The following is a 16,697-nucleotide window of genomic DNA, read 5'->3' as shown; positions in this document are numbered from 1 at the left end:
CAAAAGGCGGCTCTTATAGCCGCCTTTTCTTTTGCATAGGCGCCAATCGCTTTGCGCGCTTAGCCCATCGAGATGATCGCCAGGCCTATGGCTTGCCGGCCGTCGTCCAAGCTGCTTACGCGAACCACTTCGGCTTGGGTTTCAAGGCCGCGTAGTTCGGCGTGATCGGAAGGAATGTCGACGCGTACTTTATCGCCAACATTCACTGCGCTGCTGGCTTCGAGTTGCATGCCTGTGCTCGAGAGGTCGATGCACAGGGCGGGAATTACTTGGCCTTCATGATGCAAGGTGACGGCAGCTTCTAAGCGCATGCGGATGTAGTCGCGTTTTTCACTGTAGGCTCGATCATTTTGGCTCATGGCAGTTTCCTCTTATTTTTCGGGATTTATGGGGGCGCTTAAAACCTTGGGCTTTGCTCCAGTAAAGTCGGCGACAGAGCAGCGCTGCATGCTTGAATCGTGCTGCGGATGGGAGTACCGTCTGCGCCTGAAGACCAGCCGAGTTCACGCCTTCAGGTTAGTTCGACCTGAAGCATTAGCCAACCCGACCCGGCGCAGTTTGCCTGGAAACCTCATGCACAAAACCAGTGCCACGCTGCTGATAATTGATGACGACGATGTCGTGCGCGCCAGCCTTGCCGCCTATCTGGAAGATAGCGGTTTTCACGTTTTACAGGCGGCGAATGGTTCGCAAGGCTTAGAAGTTTTTAAGGCGCAAGCCCCGGATTTGGTCATCTGCGACCTGCGCATGCCGCAGGTGGATGGTTTGGAGCTGATCCGCCGGATCAATGCCTTAGAAGTCCAGACGCCAGTGATTGTGGTGTCTGGTGCGGGCGTGATGAGCGATGCCGTTGAGGCTCTGCGCTTAGGCGCCGCCGATTACCTGATTAAGCCCTTGGCCGATCTGGCCGTGCTCGAGCACTCGGTGCGTCGCGCCCTGGATCGGGCCTTTCTGCGCCTAGAAAATCAGCGTTATCGCGAGGAGCTGGAGACCGCCAACCGTGAGTTGCAGGCCAGCTTAAGCTTGCTTCAGGAAGACCAGAACGCTGGCCGCCAAGTGCAGATGAATATGCTGCCGGTGACGCCGTGGCAGGATACGGACTTCAACTTTGCGCACCAGATCATCCCGTCGCTGTACCTGTCAGGGGATTTCGTTGATTACTTCCGTATCGACGATAACCGCATTGCCTTTTACCTAGCGGACGTCAGTGGCCATGGTGCATCGTCGGCCTTCGTTACCGTATTGCTGAAATTTATGACCACGCGTCTGCTCTATGAGTCGCGGCGCGCTGGGACCTTGCCGAGCTTCAAGCCCTCGCGCGTGCTGGCGCATATCAACCGTGGCTTGCTCAACTGCAAATTGGGCAAGCACGTGACCATGGTCGGCGGGGTGATTGAGCAGTCCACTAACCGCCTGACCTATAGCATCGGCGGTCATTTACCTTTGCCGGTGCTGTACAGCCCTGAACATACCCAGTATCTGGAAGGCCGCGGTTTACCCGTTGGTTTGTTCGAGGAAGCGGAATACCACGACCAAGAAATCGACTTGCCCAAGCAGTTCAGCTTGACGCTGATGTCCGACGGGATTCTCGATTTACTGCCAGGTGACACCCTTAAAGATAAAGAAAACCTCTTGCCGCGACTGGTCAGTGATGCCGGTGGGCGACTAGATGGCCTGCAAACGGCTTTTGGGCTGGCCAATCTTGGGGATATGCCGGATGATATTGCCTTGCTGGTGTTAAGCAGGAACCTTGCATGAGTCTTGGGATAAACCCTGGTCGTATTCAGTTTGCTGAACAAGACGGTACTTTCGTCTTAAAGTTTGTCGGTGAAGTACGCCTAACCCTGTGTTCGGCGCTGGATGCAACCATTGAGAAGATCTTCACGGCGCTGAATTTCTCAGCCATCGTGTTGGATCTGACCGAAACCCGCAGTATCGACAGCACGACCCTCGGGTTGATGGCCAAACTGTCTATTCTTTCGCGGCAAAAAATCGGTCTCCTTCCAACCGTAGTGACCATCCACGAAGACATCACTCGTTTGCTTGAGTCGATGGGCTTTGATCAGGTGTTCAATATCGTCAATAAGCCGCTGCCTTGTCCGGAGTGCTTGGATGACCTGCCCACGCAGGATCAATCTGAAGAGCTGGTACGTTCCAAGGTGTTGGAGGCGCATCGAATTCTGATGGGTTTAAACGAATCCAACCGCGAAGCCTTCCATGATCTGGTTAGTGCTCTGGAACATCACTGAGCCGAGTCATTGTGAATCGAGTTAACTAAACAGGGGCGCCTAATCAGCGCCCCTTTTTTATTGGGTTGGAATTGGCGTGGGCCTAGTTGAGCCTTGTACATAACCACCTACCTCTGGTGATTAAAGCCATGGAGATTAAACGCTCAGCCTTGCGCGGGAAGTTGTCAGGTTCTTTGCAATAGCATTTTCGATCTGACCGCCAATCGTGTTTCAGCAACTTTTCACTCGGCGTTTGGGTCTGTGTTCTAGTGTTATTAGATCTGCTGATCGGCAGATTCTGTGGGGCGTGTACGACTCCTAAAAGCTGAATCAAGACTGAATATAAAGATCGCCTGGCTGCTGGTCGCAGGGTCAGGACTACCGTGCGTTATTCTGAAAAGGATTCTTCCATGTTTCATGACGATACCTCGTCCGCGCGGCGCGCTTTTTTGCGCCAATCCTTAACTCTAATTCCCGTTGTGACCCTGGCCAGTACTGGCCTTGCCGGTCAAGCCTTGGCGCAGACCGCGCCGGCTGTAGCACCTGCAGAGGACGCAGCCACACATTATCAACCCAAGTTTTTCAGCGAGGCCCAGTGGCACTTTATCCAGGCTGCCTGCGCCCGTTTGATTCCGGCTGATGATGTGGGCCCGGGTGCAGTGGAGGCAGGGGTGCCGGAGTTTCTCGACCGGCATATGCAAACGCCTTACGCCCATGGCGCGATTTGGTACATGCAGGGGCCATTTGTCGAGGCTCCCGCGGAGTTCGGCTACCAAGGCCGCTTGAACCTGCGCGATATCTTGCGGGTGGGGATCCAGGCCGTCGACAGCCATTGTCGGCAGCAGTTTGCCGGTAAGGTATTTGCTCAGTTATCCGCCGAGCAGCAAGACGCAGTTCTGAAGGCCGCTGAGAGTGGCGCGCTGGAGCTGGAGGAAATCTCCAGCAAGCTGTTCTTCAGTAACTTGCTGGCTGAAGTGCGCAATGGCTTCTTCGCCGATCCGTCCTATGGCGGCAACAAGGATATGCAGGGTTGGAAAATGATCGGCTATCCGGGTATGCGCGCCGATTATCTGGATTGGGTCACTGTGCGTGATCGGCCGTATCCCTTACCGCCAGTGGATCTGGCCGGGAAGAGGGGCTAAGCATGAGTAGTGCAAAAGCTAAAGTGGATGCCGTGATTGTCGGCATGGGCTGGACCGGCGCGATTCTGGCCAAGGAACTCACCGATGCCGGCCTGAACGTGGTGGCCCTAGAACGCGGTGCTGACCGCGACACCCAGCCTGATTTCGCCTACCCCAAGGTGGTCGATGAGTTGGAAGGCTCAGTGCATCGCCGCTATTTACAGAGTCTGGCCCAGGAAACCCTTACCGTGCGGCATAACCCCAGCGCCACGGCGGTGCCGTACCGGCAGATGGGTTCGTTCAAACCCGGTACGGGTGTGGGGGGTGCAGGCAGTCATTGGTCGGGCTGTCACTTCCGCGCCTTGCCGGAAGATTTCCAGTTGCGCAGCAATGTAGAGCAGCGCTACGGCAAAAATTTCATCCCCAGCGATATGAGCATTCAGGATTTCCCCGTGACTTACGAGGACCTGGAGCCGCATTTCGATCACTTTGAGTACGTGTGCGGTACCTCGGGTAAGGCCGGGGTGATTCAGGGCGTCAGCCAGGCCGGCGGTAATCCTTTTGAAGGCTCGCGCTCGCGGGAATATCCCCTGGGGCCTAATCCTAACTATCTGGGGGCTGAGCTGTTTTATAAAGCCGCCCGGGAGATGGGCTGGAACCCTTATCCGATCCCTGCTGCCAACGCTTCAGCGCCCTATGTAAACCCTTACGGCTGTCAGATGGGACGCTGCAACGCCTGCGGTTTTTGCAGTGATTACGGCTGTCTGAACTACTCCAAGGCCAGCCCCAATGTGAGCATCTTGCCGGTGCTGCGCCTGCGCAAGAACTTCGAGCTGCGCACTCACGCTCAGGTGCTTAAGGTCAATCTGGACAGCGACGGCAAAAAGGCTACCGGCGTGACCTATCTGGATGCCCAGGGCCGCGAGGTGGTGCAGGAGGCCGATTTGGTCGTGCTGTGTGCCTTCCAGCTGTACAACGTGCACCTGATGCTGCTCTCCGGCATTGGTAAGCCCTACGACCCGCACACCGGCGAAGGTACGGTGGGCCGCAACTACTCCTATCAAAACCTCAACCGCGTGGTGTTGTTCTTCGACAAGGATGTGCAGGCTAACCAGTTTATTGGCATTGGTGGCGGTGGCACGACCATGGACAACCTCAATGGCAAGCAGCTGGATAACGGCGCTGCCGGTTTTGTCGGCGGTGGGATTATCTGGGCGCGTCAGCCCGGCGGCGGGCCGGTACGCGGTATCAACGTACCGCCGGGTACGCCAGCCTGGGGTTCGGACTGGAAACGCGCAGCGCGGGATGCCTTCCGGCATTCGTTTTACTTTGAGGTGCAGGGCGCTTGTATGTCCTATAAGCAGCATTACCTGAGCCTCGATCCCACCTATAAGGACGCCTATGGCCGGCCGCTGTTGCGCATGACCTTCGACTGGCATGACAACGAGGTCAAGGCCTCGCAGTTTTTGGTGGGCAAGGCCCTGGAAATGTCCAAGGTGCTTAACCCAACGGCAATGGCCGGCGATGCGAAAAAGCCCGGCGAGCACTACAACATCACCAAATATCAAAGCACCCACACCTGTGGCGGCGCGGTGATGGGCAGTGACCCGAAAACCTCAGCGCTGAATCGCTATTTGCAGTCGTGGGACGTGCACAACGTATTCGTCATCGGCGCCAACGCCTTCCCGCAAAACAATGGCTACAACCCTACCGGCATGGTCGGTGCGCTGGCTTACTGGTCGGCCAAGGCGATTCGTGAGCAGTACCTGAAGAACCCCGGCCCACTGGTGCAGGCATAAGGAGAAGCGCTATGAAAAAGTTTCTCTTAAGTCTGCTCGGCCTCGGGGTGGTGGCGTTCGTCGCGTTGTTAGCTTTTGCGTTATGGCCAACCCCGATACGCGCGTTGCAAAGTGAAAGTAACGCGCAAACGGAGTTGCTCGAGCAGGGCCGTTATCTGGCTGCTGCCGGGGATTGCACGGCTTGTCACACCCGTGAAGGCGGCGTGGCCTTTGCCGGTGGCCGGCCAATGGAGTCGCCGATTGGCACGCTTTACAGCACCAATATCACTCCGGATAAGGCCACTGGCATTGGCAATTATTCCTTGAGCGATTTTGACCGGGCGCTGCGTCACGGCATTGCCGCCAATGGCGACAGTCTCTACCCGGCTATGCCTTATCCGGCGTACGCGGCATTGCGTGATGAGGATGTGCGCGCCTTGTATGCCTATTTTATGCAAGGAGTAGAGCCGGTTAGCGCATCCAATCGCGCCAGTGACGTACCTTGGCCGTTGTCGATGCGTTGGCCGTTGGCGATTTGGCGCAAGCTGTTTGCCCCGGCGCCAGATAAGCTGTCGACCCGTGAAAATGCTTATGCCTCCAGCGAGATCGCCCGGGGGGGCTATTTGGTGCAGGGTCTTGGCCACTGTGGCAGTTGCCATACGCCGCGGGCAATCACCTTGCAGGAGAAGGCTTTGGATGAGTCCGGCGCAGAGTTCTTAGCCGGTGGGGCTGAGATCGACGGTTGGCTGGCGGTCAATCTGCGGGGTGATCAGGCTGATGGCTTGGGCAGATGGAGTGCCACGGACATCGTCGACACCCTGCGTGGCGCCCGCAATGCCAGCCATGCGGTGCTCGGCTCGGCCATGGGCGATGTGGTGCAGCACAGCACGCAGCACTTAAGCGAGGAGGATTTGCACGCCGTAGCCGCCTACTTGAAAACCTTGCCTGCCAGCGGCCAGTCCAGCTCAAGCTTTAAGGATGATCCGGCTACGGCTTTAGCGCTGGCAGCGGGGCAGGAGCAGGATCGTGGGGCTGAGCTGTATTTGGACAACTGCGCAGCCTGTCACCGCACCGATGGTTTGGGCGATGTGCGGGTGTTCCCGAAAATCGCCGGTAACTCTTCGGTGTTGGCGGATAATCCGGTGTCGTTGATTCGCCTGCTGCTTGCCGGCAGCAGCTTGCCATCTACCGAAAGTGCGCCATCGCCGCTGGGTATGCCCGGTTTTGCCTGGCGACTGTCGGATAAAGAAGTAGCGCAATTGCTGACCTTTATTCGCAGCAGTTGGGGGAATCAGGCTAAGGCCGTTAAGGCTGAGCAAGTTAAGGCCGTTCGGGCCAGCTTGCCGACGCAGGCGGCATCTGCCGCACCTTAATCGGCAGCAATAAAAACGGGCGCTAATACAGCGCCCGTTTTTATTGGTACTGCCACCAATGTTTACTGCGCTTGGCTAAGCAGCAACTCCAGCTTTTCTTGGTCACGGGCAAACTGGCGTAGGCCTTCAGCGAGTTTTTCGGTGGCCATGGCGTCTTCATTCATGGCCCAGCGGAATTCACTTTGATTGAGGCTGCGTTTTTCTTCGCCGGCTTGCCCAGGGCTGAGCTGACGGCTTAGGGGCTGCTGATCATCGGCCAGTTGCTGGAGTAGCTCCGGGCTGATGGTCAGGCGGTCGCAGCCGGCCAGTTGTTCGATCTGGCTGAGATTGCGGAAGCTCGCGCCCATCACCACGGTCGAGTAGCCATTGGCTTTGTAGTAGTTGTAGATGCGCGACACCGACTGCACGCCTGGATCATCGGCGCCCAAGAAATCACGGCCTTCGGCCTTCTTGTACCAGTCGTAGATGCGGCCCACGAACGGCGAGATCAAAAATACCCCGGCATCGGCGCAGGCTTGCGCTTGGGCGAAGGCAAACAACAAGGTCAGGTTGCACTGGATGCCGGCACGCTCCAACTGCTCGGCAGCGCGGATGCCTTCCCAAGTCGCGGCGATTTTGATCAGCACACGTTCGCGGCCGATGCCGGCGTCTTCATACAGGCCAATCAAGCGCTCAGCGCGCTGCAGGGTGGCTTGGCTATCAAAGCTTAAGCGCGCGTCCACTTCCGTGGAGATGCGTCCGGGGATGACCTTGAGAATCTCGCTGCCCACGGCCACGGCAAAGTGGTCACAGGCCAGCCCTAAGTCACCTTGGCTGGCGCTCAGGGCATTCTTCAGCAGCGGGCTGTATGCCGGAATTGCCGCGGCTTTGAGCAGCAGGGAAGGGTTGGTGGTGGCATCAACCGGTTTAAGGCGGGAGATGGCGTCAAAATCGCCGGTATCGGCGACTACTGTGGTGAATTGTTTGAGTTGTTCCAGCTTGGAAGTCATGACACAGCCTTGTCGTTGCAGATGCAGCGACATTACCCGAGTCAGTGGCCTTGCAGCAATTCAGCCGCTTGCTCAAACAAGGCCAACGGTTGTGAGGTTTTGTGAATGTCGACCGAGAGCAGCTGGCGAAACTTGCGCGCGCCTTTAAAGCCTTGAGCCAGGCCGAGCATATGGCGAGTGACATGATGCATGCTGCCACCCTCAACCAAGTGCTCGGCAATGTAATCACGCATGCTGAGCATGGCCTCATAGCGACTCAGCACAGGCTGCTGGCTGGCGTACAGTTGCTGATCCACCTCAGCCAATAAATAGGGGTTGTGATACGCCTCGCGGCCGAGCATTACGCCGTCGAAGGTTTGCAGGTGCGCGCGGCATTCTTCAAGGGTTTTGATGCCGCCATTGAGGATGATTTCCAGCTCCGGGAAGTCTTGCTTCAACTGCGCGGCGACATCGTAACGCAGTGGTGGGATCTCGCGGTTTTCCTTGGGCGATAAGCCTTCGAGAATGGCGATGCGCGCATGCACGGTGAAGCTCTGGCAGCCGGCGTCCTGCACGGTGCCGACGAAGTCGCGTAGCTGCGCGTAGGAGTCGCGGCCATTGATGCCGATACGATGCTTGACCGTCACCTCAATGCCGACGGCGTCCTGCATGGCTTTGACGCAATCGGCGACCAGCTGCGGATGGCCCATCAGGCACGCGCCAATCATATTGTTCTGCACCCGATCGCTGGGGCAGCCGACGTTCAGGTTTACCTCGTTATAGTCCGCCTGCTCAGCCAACTTGGCACAGGCCGCTAAGTCCGCCGGCACGCTGCCGCCTAGCTGCAACGCCAGCGGATATTCCGCCGCGCTGTGGCGCAAAAAACGCGGCGCATCGCCATGCAGAATCGCCCCGGTAGTGACCATCTCGGTATACAGCAGCGCCTCTTTAGACAGTTGCCGCAAGAAGTACCGGCAATGCCGATCCGTCCAATCCATCATCGGCGCCACGCTAAAGCGACGGGATGGGCGCAGGGCGCGGGAGATGGGCTGGTTGGTGGGGGTTAGGGGCATTTTTTAGGCTGGCTTTGGAGTGTAGAGTCGGGCTGTTTTTGCAGGTTTTTGCGGGTTTTGGTTGCTGAGGTGCTAAATTTTAGCACTGCTGAAATGGTTTTTAGCACTGAGGGCATCATGGGAACGATCACGCAGCGTAAGAACAAATCCGGCCAGACCAAATACACCGCGCAGATCCGCCTGCGCCGTGGTGGGGTGGTAGTTTATCAGGAAAGCCAAACCTTCGAGCGCAAGGCCAGTGCTCAGGCGTGGGTCAAGCGTCGGGAGACTGAGTTGGCGGTGCCCGGGGCTTTGGCGCGGGCCACGCGTCAGGCGGTGAGTTTGCGCGAGATTATCGAGCAGTATCTGGCCGAGTACGAGGTGATCCGCCCGCTGGGCAAGACCAAGCGCGCCACTTTGCAGGCCTTGGCGCAGTCCTGGTTGGGCGATCTGGCGGACGTCGACATCAGCAGTCAGCGTCTGGTCGAGTACGCCCAGTGGCGCATGAGCCCGCAAGGCGGCGCGGTGCAGGCGCAGACGGTGGGTAACGACCTGTCGCACCTGGGCGCGGTGCTGTCGGTGGCGCGCCCGGCCTGGGGCTATAGCATCGACCCGCATGCCATGAGCGATGCGCGCCATGTGTTGCGCAAACTGGGTATGGTCAGCCGCAGCCGCGAGCGCAACCGGCGGCCGACGCGCGAGGAGCTGGAGCTGCTGCTCGGCCACTTCAGCGAGATGCAGCAGCGCCGGCCCAGCTCGATCAATATGCTTAAGGTCGTGGGTTTTGCGCTGTTCTCGACGCGCCGGCAGGACGAAATTTGCCGCATTCGCTGGAGCGATCTGGACCCCAATCGCCAGGCCGTGTTGGTGCGCGATATGAAGAACCCCGGGCAGAAGATCGGCAACGATGTGTGGTGCCATCTGCCGCCCGAGGCCTGGGCGATTGTGCAGAGCATGCCGCGCGCCACTGAGGCGATTTTCCCCTACCACGGCGACTCGGTGTCGGCGGCCTGGACCCGCGCCTGCAAGTTTTTAGGCATAGACGATCTGCACTTCCACGACCTGCGCCATGAGGGCGTCAGCCGCCTGTTTGAGCTGGAATGGGATATCCCGCGGGTGGCCAGCGTGTCCGGCCACCGCGACTGGAATTCCCTGCGCCGCTACACCCACCTGCGCGGCGCCGGCGATGCGTATCAGGACTGGCCCTGGCTGACGCGCATCATCGAGTCCCCGGTGGACCTCGGCGCGCGCCTGCCGACGCCGGGCGAGCTGTTGCACCGGCAACGGCGGGCGGAGCGCTTGCAGCGGCTGAAGCGTAAGTAGTTGGGCTGGATGGCGGGTGGCGCGTAGGGATGAGCTTCGGTGGGGGGCTGAGAGGGGCTGTGTGGTGCAATACGCCGCTGCGCGGCTATTGGTACCTTACGGTTCGGTGGCGTATGGGGTGCAGGGTGGATCGAGGTGCGTAGCTGGGGATTTATATGTCCGCCGTGGGCTGGGAGCTGTGGGGCGGTGGACAAACTGGGTGTTGTCCACCTTACGACGGGCAGCGCATGAGGTACGCAAAGCCGAGCTTAGCTCGGCTTTTTTGTGGGCGTTGATGGTGTAAGAGGGGGAGTTTTTGGGGGGGGGGGCTGATGGTGCAATAAGCCGCTGCGCGGCTATTGGCACCTTAGGGTTCGGTGCGTATGGGGTGCAGGGTGGATTGGGGGGCGTAGCTGGGGGGTATCTGTCTGGCGTGGGGTGAGGCTGGGAGTCGTGGGGCGGTGGACAAGCTGCGCGTTGTCCACCCTACGGGTGTTTAACCTACGGCTTGGATGTAGCGGGTTATCGCGGGGTGCGGGTGATGGGGGTAGGGTGGATGGCGTTTTATCCATCCACCCTGGGGGGAGGCTGCAGCCGTGGGCGGTGGGCTCAGCGGTGCAGTTTTTGGTGTTCGCGCAGGGCCAGTTCGCGTTGTTTGTCGATGTAGGGTGGATTGGGGGGCGTAGCTGGGGGGATCTGTCTGCCGTGGGGTGAGGCTGGGAGGCGTGGGGGCGGTGGACAAGCTGCGCGTTGTCCACCCTACGGGTGTCTAACCTACGGCTTGGATGTAGCGGGTTATCGCGGGGTGCGGGTGATGGGGGGAGGGTGGATGGCGTTTTATCCATCCACCCTGGGGTGAGGCCGCAGCCGTGGGCGGGGGCTCAGCGGTGCAGTTTTTGGTGTTCGCGCAGGGCCAGTTCGCGTTGTTTGTCGATGTAGTGCACGAGGTCGTTGAGGTGGACGCCGCGGTGGCCTTTTTGGCTGTTTTCCAGGGCGGTGACGACCAGGTCGATGGAGCCGTTGGTGACTTTGCGGCGGAAGCTTTCGATGGTCAGGTGGCTGAAGAAGTCGCGGCGCACTTCTTCCAGCGGGATCACCGCTTTGCCGCCGTATTGGGCCATTAACAGGAATGTGGTGTTGGCGGATGTCATACGTCACCTCGGGTATTGTTCTGAGCTAGGGCGATGGAGTGAGCAGGGGCGGCGGCGCTGGCGTGGCGGCTGCCTGCGGGTTGTGTTTGGGCGGGCCATGCGGGCGCTGGGGCTGTGTTTGGGCGCGGCGGTGCGGCGGGCAATGGCGCCAGGGCTCGTTCGACACGCTGCGCCGGCGCGCTGGTGGGCGGCGGTAAGTGGCGCTGCGCGTGCGCGCGCTGCGTTGGCTCGGTGGCTGGCGCAGCGGTTGCGCCCGGCGTGTGTACGGGGCGATGGCTTACAGGCATTGGCGTTCCTGGCATGGCACAACTCCTTGAATGGATGGGCTCGTTGGCATTGAGCAAGTCATAGGTGAGGTCATCATTGTTGTGGTTATGGGTGCGGCGTTGCGGGATTCTGGGCGGCTTCGGGCAGGCCGTATGGGCGCGGCGTCGGCGGTCAAGGCTAAAGGCGCGCGGCGCCGGCGCTACGGCGCTTTGCAGCGCGTTGCCAGCCTCTGTTTTTAGCGGTTGGTGATGGGTATTCGGCGCGGCGTTTTGGCGGCTGTGTGCCGGCGCTACGGTGCTTTGCACTGTGTTGCCAGCCTCTGGGTTTAGCGGTTGGTGATGAGCACTCTGCGTGGCGTTTTGACGGTTATGTGCCGGTGTCACGGCGCTTTGCAAATCGCTGCCAGCCTCTGGGTTTAGCGGTTGGCGATGGGTATTCGGCGCGGCGCTTTGACGGCTGTTTGCTGGTGCCACGACGTCTTGCATCGCGTTGTCAGCATCTTCGTTTAGCGGTTGGCGATGGGCACTCGGCGCGGCGTGTCGGGGCCTTCTCGGTGTGGCTTTAGGTGTCGTTGCCGGTGGCATGGCGGGGTGGTCCGAGGCGGCGTTGTGTGGCGGTAAGGCGATTTTTAACGCGTTGCAAACACGGCTTTCCATAGCCTATCTCCTTGCGCGCTTAGGCGCGAAATATCCAGCATTTGACGGTGACACAGCGTGGCGACAGGGGGTTGTGTGCGTTGTAGTGGCTGCGTACGGCACTGTCGGTGGCGCGGTTGACGTCCAGGCAGGGGCGTGAGCGGCTGTTGCGCAGCAGGCTGCGCAGGGTGGCGACGTCGGCCAGTTTTTGCCGGTGTTCGGCGGCGCGTTCGGCAAATTCGTTGAGGTTGATGGCGATGATGTCGGGCTTTTTGCTGTGGTTGACCACGGCTTCATCGCGCAGCGATTCGAGGTAGTCGTAGACTTCCCAGAAGGTCCGCACTTCTTCTGGGTCGGCGTTGATCGCGCCTTGGCGGGCCACGGCCATGCTCAGCAGTTCGGCTTGGGTGGCGAGCAGTTGGCTGGCGCTGATGGGCACCAATTCGCTCAGCGCATCGAGCAGGGCGAGCAGCTGCGCGTGGTTTTTGATGATGCGCTCTACGCGGATCTCGCGGATGGCGCGCAGGCTGGTTTCGTGGACCTTGACCTGGCGGGCGAAGGTGGCCAGCACCTGTTGTTCGCCGCGCACGGCGCGCAGCAAAAAGTGGCTGACGTCGCGGGCGCTTAGGTGGTTGAGGTTGTCCACCGCGGCGCGGCTGGCGCTGGTGACGGTGGGGCGCACGAAGTGCAGTTTGACGATGCGCGTGAGGATCGCTTCGGAGCCGGTCACGGTGGCGTTTTGGCTCATGACCAGGGTGCCGCGAAACGGCGGTTCGTGGGTTTCGTTGCCGCCGGTTTTGACCCCGGTCACGCCCAGGCTGCCGCCGTTGAACAGCGGTTTGAATTCATCGAAGTCGAAGGCTTTGTTGGGGTTGCCGCTGTTGGGGTCGCTGCGGTCGGCTTCGAGCAACACCAGGGGCATGCCGGAGACTTGACCGAGCCAGCGGCGCAGGCCGGCGCGGCTCATTTTCGAGGGGTCTTTGCCTTCTTCATCGGGGCGCCCGAGCAGTTTCCAGAGGAACATCAGCAGCGTCGATTTGCCGGCGCCGGCTTCACCGGTCACTTCTAAAAAGGGGAAGGACTGGTACTGGGCGCGGATCTGCTCGGCAAACAGTGAGCCAAACCAGTAGGTCAGGGCGATCACGCCTTGGGCGCCGAAGCATTCCCACAGCCAGTCGAACCAGGGCTGGGTGTCGCTGTTGGCGTCGGCGTTGATTTCCAGCTTAAGGGACTTTTGCAGGGTCTTGAGGCGCAGTTTTTTAAACTCGAAATAGTCCTCGGCGTTGGCCCGCTCGACCACGCCGCCCCGCACGGCTAAGTCGCCAAACACGTAGCAGCCGTGCTCTTTGCTGTAGCCGATGTAGTCGATGGTTTGCACGGTTTTGAGGGCGAACAGTTGCTCGCGCATGATCTTGTCCAGCTGCGCGCCGCTGCCGGTGAAGACGGCGCCGGCGGCCATGCCGAGCAGGCGTTTTTTAAACTCGCTGGCGGCCGCCACCTGGCCGCCGGTGAAGGTGTTGCGCACGCTGGGTTCGTCGTGGGGGAAGTCGACGCGAAAGTAGTACCAGCTCTCGTCGGTCACTTCGTTGCGCTGAAAGTACAGGGCCTGCGGGTAGCAGTTGGCGATCTCGGTCACCGCGCCGCACTGGCGCAGGGCTTTGTCGCGGCGCTGGCGGTCGTTGAGCAGGGCGTCTTCGTGGCGCTCGGAGTTTTCCAGTTGCTGCAGGGCTTTGTTGAATTTCTCCAGGTCCATCTTGAACCAGTACAGGCGGTTCTCGTAGGCGAAGTGAAACTCATAGCGCTCGCGCCATTGGTACATCAGCGCGCCTTTTTCGGCGGCGCTTTCGGCCAGCAGCAGGTCGCCGTGGTAGCGCGCTTCTTTGAGGTCGCGCTGGATGCGTTCGCGGCGCGCCTCAAGGTTGTCGATAAACAGCCAGCGCTGGTGCAGGTCGTTCCAGTCGAGCTTGCGCCCGGGCTGGGGGATTTGCGCGGCGCTGGATTGATAGCCCAGTTCGCGGGCCAGTGACGCGTGTTTGCGGATAAAACGCCGGGCGCCGGGCTCGTTGTCCAGGGCCCAGACCAGGTGCGGCAGTTTGCCGCCGCGCTGGCGGCTGAGCTCTTTTAGATCCTGCTCGGGGAAGGCGCCGCTGCTCATGGCGGACACGGCGATGAGGCCGTGATGGCTGAGGGCAATGGCGTCGAAAATGCCTTCGACTATCCAGATTTCTTTGGCGTTGATCAGGTCCTGTTCAGGCAGCGTCCACCAATATCCCTTGGGCGATTGGCCGGGGGCGAAGCGCGCTTTTTTCTGGCCGAAGCGCTGTGGGCGGTCGATCAGGCGCTCCCAATAGCCGCCGTGCCCGAGGGCAAAGCGCACGGTGGCGCTGCCGATATTGCGTTCGCGGTCGTAGTAATGCTCCTGGCTGTAGCTGCCCTTGATGAGGTTTAAGTCGAAGCCGCGGGCGAAGCTTAAGTAGTCGTCGGCGCTGCGCTGGGGCTGTTCATCGCTGACCGGCGAGCGCTTGCTCCAGTCGTCGAACAGGTCGTCGTAGAGCTCCTTGATGTGCCACTGCTCGGCGCATTTGCTCTCGCGGCCGCATTTGATAAACCAAGGCTGATCGTGCCGCGCATACAGCTCCTTTTTGCCACAGGCCGGGCAGCTGCCGTGGCGCAGGTAGTGGGTGCCGCTGATGGGCTTGAGGCCGAAGTCGCGCTGCAGGCGCTGCAACACCTCGTGGCGCGTGGCGTTGTCCATATCACGCATGGGCCAGGGCTCCGCGGGTGGGCAACGGCTTACGCGGGCCGGGGGCAGGCGGCTGGGGCCTGAGCAAAATAAGCGGGTGCATGGGTCTCTCCAAACAACAGGCAATAGGGCGCCACAACCCACGAACGTGGGCTGGCAGCAACAGGCAAGCGTGGGGCGGCTTTAGCCGACGCCGGGCGGGGCGGTATGGGGGGGCGTCGATGCTTGCGTCATGGCCAGATGGACCAGACGCTGGGCCAGATACAGCGGCACCTGCAGGCTTTGCAGATGGGCGCAGGCGCGGCGAAAGAGTTGCTCGTCATGCAGGTGTTCATGGGCGTGGCGCGCCAGATAACGGCTGGCCACGCTTTGCAAAGTACTGCGGTAATCGCTGTTAAAACGGGACGCTAACGCGGGATAAGCAGTCATGACGGCCTCAATCCATTTAGGCGCTGGGGGTGCGTTGATCACGCAGGGCTTTTTGCCGCTCCAAGCTCGGCGCTAGGGGTAACTTCAACAACGGCTGCTCCATGCCGGAGGGGCTCAGCTCGTAATCAATGGTCATGCAGCCACTGAAGGTGGCGCCGCACGGCAAGCTGTTGCACTGGAAATAAATGGAGCGAAAACACGGGGTTTGCCCCTCGCTGCTGCGGATGCGCATGCTGCTGCCGCAGGCCGGGCAGACTAATTTGTAGACGCTCATAGTGGGCCACCGCTGTGCAGCTGCTGCCCTGTGTGGGTGATGGTGTACTGGGTTTGCATCGAACAATCCCTCCCTGGAGTGTGTTTAGTAGTGGATGACGCCGTCTTTAATCCCTAACAACACGGCAGCGCGGTGCGCTTCGCCGCGCAGGCATTTTTTGTGGCCATTGAGAACCGCGTACACCGTGCTCGGCGAGAGTTGGTGTTGAATAGCCCATGCTTTAGCACTGATACCCTGTGTCAGCAGCATCTGCCGGGCTGTCGCACAGACTTGCTCGCTTGGATAACCCTTAGGCATAGTCATTTTCGTGTGATTTCGTGTGATGATGTGGGGATTATTTCCCTCGTTATTGGGACTGTCAATCCTTGAATGGAGACATATGTGGGAATTGGCCAGCGCCTTAAATCCGAGCGCGAACGCTTGGGCTACAACCAAACCGACTTCGCCGCCCTAGCTGGAGCGGCCAAAAACAGTCAGTACAACTATGAGAAAGGTACCCGTAGCCCGGACTGCCACTACCTCTTAGCCGTGGCCGGCGTGGGCGTGGACATCCACTACATCCTCACCGGCGAGCCGCACCAGCCGGGTGACAGCAGCCTCAGCCCGGAGGAGAGCGAATTGCTCAAATTCTTTCGTCAGATCAGCGCGGCTGACCAGCAAAGCGTGTGCAAAGTGGTGTCCGCCCTGGCCATGGTCGCCGGCCAGCAGAGTGCCCACGACGACAAAACGTCCTAACGGGGGTTGGCGCTGGATTCCTACGTTTGTGGGTATTGAAGCGCCGGCCTTCGTCACTACGCCGCTCACGGAGCGTTAACTGGTATGCCCCGGCCGGCTGGATAAAACGGCTTTTATCCGCCCCCGGGCTGACCTTCGCCTCGCTGTTTCTGCCTGAACGCCGACGTTCACTCAACTGACCGCCCCCCGCGCTCGGCCTGCGCTTTATGCCTGGCTGTGGAGCGCTCATGGTGGAGGGGGACGCTCAGCTACACGCCCTGATCCACCCTACGACTGCGGCTGAGTGGTATGGCCCGTAGGGTGGATGACGCTGTTGTCATCCACCGGGGGCTTTATGTGCACTGATCTATGGTCGTTTAGCGATGGGCTTTTATTGCCGCTGCCTGGGCTCGCGCTGGGCGGCGATTTGTGCGTCGGCGTGGATCGCTCATGGTGGATCAGCTACACGCCCCGATCCACCCCTCGGCTGCGGCTGAGTGGTATGGCCCGTAGGGTGGATGACGCTGTTGTCATCCACCGGGGGCTTTATGTGCGCCGATCTGATGATGCATAACCCTAGGCTTGTTTTATGCCCCTTGGGCAGTCATTTATCTGTGCGCGTTCGGCTACTTTGCCTCGGATGTGGCATTTCAGTGCAATCT

Annotated in this window: 15 protein-coding genes; 7 read left to right on the top strand and 8 right to left on the bottom strand. The window is 60.0% G+C overall.

Features of this window, described 5'->3' with window-relative positions:
- Positions 1-59: 59 nt before the first annotated feature.
- Entirely contained in the window at positions 60-359 is a 300-nt protein-coding gene (locus NTD81_RS16360) for a PilZ domain-containing protein (protein ID WP_262183726.1), read from the bottom strand.
- A gap of 214 nt (positions 360-573) precedes the next feature.
- Here NTD81_RS16360 and rssB point away from each other — a divergent pair, with 214 nt between their 5' ends.
- From rssB to NTD81_RS16335, 5 genes are all read left to right on the top strand, one after another.
- Positions 574-1,758, top strand: a complete 1,185-nt coding sequence (rssB, locus tag NTD81_RS16355) for a two-component system response regulator RssB (protein ID WP_262183725.1) — start codon at positions 574-576, stop codon at positions 1,756-1,758.
- Positions 1,759-1,766: 8 nt separating this feature from the next.
- Entirely contained in the window at positions 1,767-2,249 is a 483-nt protein-coding gene (rssC, locus tag NTD81_RS16350) for an anti-sigma factor antagonist RssC (RefSeq protein WP_262183772.1), read from the top strand.
- A gap of 389 nt (positions 2,250-2,638) precedes the next feature.
- Positions 2,639-3,370: a gluconate 2-dehydrogenase subunit 3 family protein gene (locus NTD81_RS16345; protein WP_262183724.1), complete on the top strand. Its 732-nt coding sequence runs from the start codon at positions 2,639-2,641 to the stop codon at positions 3,368-3,370.
- A gap of 2 nt (positions 3,371-3,372) precedes the next feature.
- Positions 3,373-5,148 (top strand): GMC family oxidoreductase, encoded by a 1,776-nt coding sequence (locus tag NTD81_RS16340; protein ID WP_262183723.1) that lies wholly within the window; start codon positions 3,373-3,375, stop codon positions 5,146-5,148.
- 11 nt (positions 5,149-5,159) lie between these two features.
- Complete coding sequence (locus NTD81_RS16335) at positions 5,160-6,500, top strand: cytochrome c (protein WP_262183722.1); 1,341 nt, start codon at positions 5,160-5,162, stop codon at positions 6,498-6,500.
- Between the two features lie 62 nt (positions 6,501-6,562).
- On the opposite strand, the gene tal is transcribed toward NTD81_RS16335, so the two are convergent.
- The gene (tal, locus tag NTD81_RS16330) at positions 6,563-7,489 is read right to left on the bottom strand and encodes a transaldolase (RefSeq protein WP_262183721.1); all 927 of its coding nucleotides are present in this window, start codon (positions 7,487-7,489) and stop codon (positions 6,563-6,565) included.
- Positions 7,490-7,530: 41 nt separating this feature from the next.
- Entirely contained in the window at positions 7,531-8,541 is a 1,011-nt protein-coding gene (dusA, locus tag NTD81_RS16325) for a tRNA dihydrouridine(20/20a) synthase DusA (RefSeq protein WP_262183720.1), read from the bottom strand.
- 117 nt (positions 8,542-8,658) lie between these two features.
- Here dusA and NTD81_RS16320 point away from each other — a divergent pair, with 117 nt between their 5' ends.
- On the top strand, positions 8,659-9,843 hold the full coding sequence (locus NTD81_RS16320) for a site-specific integrase (RefSeq protein ID WP_262183718.1): 1,185 nt from the start codon (positions 8,659-8,661) through the stop codon (positions 9,841-9,843).
- An 860-nt stretch (positions 9,844-10,703) separates the two neighbouring features.
- Here the strand turns inward: NTD81_RS16320 and NTD81_RS16315 are convergent.
- From NTD81_RS16315 to NTD81_RS16295, 5 genes are all read right to left on the bottom strand, one after another.
- On the bottom strand, positions 10,704-10,973 hold the full coding sequence (locus NTD81_RS16315; protein WP_262183717.1) for a pyocin activator PrtN family protein: 270 nt from the start codon (positions 10,971-10,973) through the stop codon (positions 10,704-10,706).
- A 942-nt stretch (positions 10,974-11,915) separates the two neighbouring features.
- Positions 11,916-14,639, bottom strand: coding sequence for a toprim domain-containing protein (locus tag NTD81_RS16310; protein WP_262183716.1), 2,724 nt, complete (start codon positions 14,637-14,639; stop codon positions 11,916-11,918).
- A 162-nt stretch (positions 14,640-14,801) separates the two neighbouring features.
- Positions 14,802-15,047: a hypothetical protein gene (locus NTD81_RS16305; protein WP_262183715.1), complete on the bottom strand. Its 246-nt coding sequence runs from the start codon at positions 15,045-15,047 to the stop codon at positions 14,802-14,804.
- A 16-nt stretch (positions 15,048-15,063) separates the two neighbouring features.
- Positions 15,064-15,321: an ogr/Delta-like zinc finger family protein gene (locus NTD81_RS16300; RefSeq protein WP_262183714.1), complete on the bottom strand. Its 258-nt coding sequence runs from the start codon at positions 15,319-15,321 to the stop codon at positions 15,064-15,066.
- An 84-nt stretch (positions 15,322-15,405) separates the two neighbouring features.
- On the bottom strand, positions 15,406-15,618 hold the full coding sequence (locus tag NTD81_RS16295; RefSeq protein ID WP_262183771.1) for a DNA-binding protein: 213 nt from the start codon (positions 15,616-15,618) through the stop codon (positions 15,406-15,408).
- Positions 15,619-15,702: 84 nt separating this feature from the next.
- Here NTD81_RS16295 and NTD81_RS16290 point away from each other — a divergent pair, with 84 nt between their 5' ends.
- Positions 15,703-16,056 carry a helix-turn-helix domain-containing protein gene (locus tag NTD81_RS16290; RefSeq protein WP_262183713.1) on the top strand — a complete coding sequence of 118 codons (354 nt, stop codon included), beginning with the start codon at positions 15,703-15,705 and terminating at the stop codon, positions 16,054-16,056.
- The last annotated feature ends 641 nt before the right edge of the window (positions 16,057-16,697 follow it).

Origin of the sequence: Pseudomonas sp. 5P_3.1_Bac2 (assembly GCF_025465995.1) — a bacterium.
In the GTDB taxonomy this organism is placed as follows: domain Bacteria; phylum Pseudomonadota; class Gammaproteobacteria; order Pseudomonadales; family Pseudomonadaceae; genus Aquipseudomonas.
Note: the sequence above shows the minus strand (reverse complement) of the source record. Positions and strands in the feature narration are given on the sequence as shown.